1 protein-coding gene is annotated in these 732 nt (G+C 57.9%); it reads right to left on the bottom strand.

The genetic code is table 11. From position 1 onward, the window contains the following. Positions 1–576 precede the first annotated feature (576 nt). Positions 577–729, bottom strand: coding sequence for a winged helix-turn-helix domain-containing protein (locus AB6804_RS31905; protein ID WP_370889844.1), 153 nt, complete (start codon positions 727–729; stop codon positions 577–579). Positions 730–732 lie beyond the last annotated feature (3 nt).

Here is a 732-nt window from a genome sequence, read left to right on the forward strand (position 1 = left end):
TCTGTTCTTCCGTGAATCGGCTCTTCTTCATGACTTCCATTCCTCCGTTGGAAGCCATTCTCTCAAGTTTCAACCGGTCCGATATTCGCCAGGCAGGTCAGAGGCGCGGGTAAGCGAATTTCATCGAGGCCCGTAGTGCGCGTCTTGCACTGCACCAAGGTCGGATATACAGCAGCAGTCCATCCACCTGTCAGCGCTCAATACTGCTTCGCAAATGGGAGGCGTTCATATACATGCGCATGTTCATCCGGTGCGCGGGCATGCTCTCTCCGGCAAAAGCCGGCGAGCATAGCTCGCGTGGTTGATGTCATGCGCAACGCCAGTCCTGCCGTCCGGTCCGATCGGTCACGTCCCCGGAACGGACGGTCACGTTGCCGAAATCGCCGGTCACGATCCCGAAACGGCCGGTCACCTTCGTCCGAAATACGCACTCGGGCATGTGACCGGTCTAGACTCATCACGTCACCGATATCATTCGGCGCACTATCGCCAATATGTCTAGAGGCCCGGCAGCGCATAGGTCGGCCCCATTCATCAATGTCGGGGCCACTGGCGCCGGCCACCACGTTTTGTGGCTCACGCCAGTCGATAGCCGACGCCTCGAACAGTCAAGATCTCATCCTCTCCTATCTTTCGCCGCAGCGTGTTGACGTAGACCTGTATCGCGTTGGTCCGCTCTTCATTCTTGTCGCCGTATATTCTTTGCTCGATCTCCGCCCGGCTCAACACGCG

The organism is Caballeronia sp. RCC_10, from assembly GCF_041360715.1.
GTDB classification, from domain to species: Bacteria; Pseudomonadota; Gammaproteobacteria; order Burkholderiales; family Burkholderiaceae; genus Caballeronia; species Caballeronia grimmiae.